We start from the raw sequence: 2,342 nt of genomic DNA on the forward strand, positions 1-2,342 counted from the left end.
AAGAACGATCTTCTCACCATCACGTCCGGCTCTTTGCATATCTCTCCATGAAAGACGATGGTTTACAGGAATCACATCTTGAGCGATGATAGGCCCTTCATCCAGATCATCAGTCACAAAGTGTGCTGTAGCACCAATGATCTTCACACCTCTATCAAATGCCTGCTTATATGGATTGGCACCTATAAATGCAGGAAGGAAAGAGTGGTGAATATTGATGATCTTTTCTGGATATGCTTTGACAAAATCGGGTGTAAGTATACGCATATATTTTGCAAGAACAATATAATCAAAATCAAATTCACCTATTAATTTCATCACATGTTCTTCATGTTCTTCTCTAGTCATATCATCAGCAGGTATATGAAAGAAGGGAATGTCAAATCTGCGTACAAATGTCTCAAGTGTATCATGGTTAGCGATCACACACTCTATCTGTGCATCAAGTTCACCATTCACATGACGAACAAGGATATCACCAAGTGCATGAGACTCTTTGGTTGCCATAAGAATGATTTTTTTATCTCTAGGTTTTATAACTTTGATGTGCGCATCTTCAGGTGTGACTGTTCTGAGTTCATCGTGTAATTCCTTAATATCAAATACACCTGAAACCACCGTACGCATAAAAAATCGTCCCTGTTCTTTGTCAACAAATTCACGGTTATTATCGATATTCAGACCTCTATCATAGAAAACTTTAGAAATCTTATATACTAATCCCTTTGCATCTTCACAGTCTATTAAAACCCTTGCTCTCTTTTCCATATTCACCCTAATTACTTTATAAATTGTAAAATTATACCTATTTTTCTTTCAAACTCTTTATCTTCTCTTGAGTTCGCCTGTCAAGTTCATCACCTAACTCTTTGCCTGAAAACCCCTCAGCCATCAACACTGCAGGAGTCACCCCTCTATCAAAAGGTTTATCCCAAACATCCAATTTTTTTGCCACAGATATCACAGTGGGATGATAGTTTCCAACATACTCTATAATGCCCTCTTTTAGTGATAGATTTGCTATAAAAGGTATTGTGACATTGTTAGGTGCTGGAGATTCTACTATTTTCTTATAGTAACTACTGGGTGCTCTCAATCTATCTAAAACTTCTTTTATATCTATAGAAAAATATTCTTTGCAAATAAAAAGAAAATAATAGGGCCTTAATTTTTCTACAAAATACTTTTGACTTTGTTGCAATATCTTACTTAAAAAAATAAATGTCTTTTTCTCCATACGTTCATTATAAAGTTGTTCTCCAATGCCAAGGGCAAATAAATAATAGAGACCGTAATGCAGGTATGTTCCCATGAACATTTTCTCAAACTCTCTAAATATTCGTTCTTTAGGCAGATCATCAAGAGAAATACTTTGACAAAGCCTACAACTCTTTTCTTCTACTTTAAACCCAAAACGTGCAGCAAACTGCATCGCACGCAATACACGTAAACTATCTTCCACAAATGTGACTTTATCAACTACACGGAGTATTTTATGTTCTATATCTTCCAATCCATTCCAAAAATCGAGTATCTGCTCATTTTGAATATCATACATTAAAGCATTGATAGTAAAATCCCGTCTTTTTGATGCCTCTTTTTCTTCTCTGGCCAAAGAGACTTCAAACCCACGATGCCCCTTAGCTATTTTTTTCTCAATACGAGGCAAGGAAATATCCAGATCATGGTATTTATAAACAAAAAAACTTTTACCCACACCTTGTGCACCCAAATGATCCATTGCTGTTTCAAAATCATTCACAGAGATACCAAAACATTCAATGTCATAATCTTTACACTCATATCCCAACATGCGATCACGTATTGCACCACCCACAATGTAACATTTGGCACTATAATTTTGTGTCAAATAATCTGTCACTGTTTTGATATTTTGAAGTATATGAGAATCTGTTTGTGAAAAGAAGTTTGAAAAAGGTTTGATAGTGGGCAAGGTATCCCCTTGTAAATCATTTTAAATGCTGCTCTTGATAAAGAGCAGCAAGTTTTTAGAGTTAACGACTTGGAGACTAACTCGATTTTATCTTCTATTTAGATGCATAATCGGCAATAATATCACCGATCTCACTACAAGTACAGATCTCTTTTGCATCATAATCACCGATATCGCCTGTACGATATCCTTCGCTCAATGCTTTTTTAATTGCATTGTCTATCTTATCAGCTGCTTTAGTTTCACCTAATGCATAACGAAGCATCATGCTTGCAGATGAAATAGTCGCCAACGGGTTAGCGATACCTTGTCCCGCGATATCCGGTGCAGAACCATGGATAGGCTCAAACAAGCCTACACCCTCACCTGTACTGGCACTTGGAAGAAG

General features: G+C 36.3%; 3 protein-coding genes. All 3 read right to left on the minus strand.

What is annotated here, in order from left to right:
* On the minus strand, nucleotides 1-768 hold a 768-nt coding region (purU, locus tag ABZC96_RS09670; RefSeq protein ID WP_373030780.1), incomplete at its 3' end, for a formyltetrahydrofolate deformylase.
* 37 nt (nucleotides 769-805) lie between these two features.
* Nucleotides 806-1,954, minus strand: coding sequence for a CCA tRNA nucleotidyltransferase (locus ABZC96_RS09675; RefSeq protein WP_373030781.1), 1,149 nt, complete (start codon nucleotides 1,952-1,954; stop codon nucleotides 806-808).
* A gap of 94 nt (nucleotides 1,955-2,048) precedes the next feature.
* On the minus strand, nucleotides 2,049-2,342 hold a 294-nt coding region (locus ABZC96_RS09680; RefSeq protein ID WP_373030782.1), incomplete at its 5' end, for an isocitrate/isopropylmalate family dehydrogenase.

It is taken from the genome of Sulfurovum sp. (assembly GCF_041551015.1).
In the GTDB taxonomy this organism is placed as follows: domain Bacteria; phylum Campylobacterota; class Campylobacteria; order Campylobacterales; family Sulfurovaceae; genus Sulfurovum.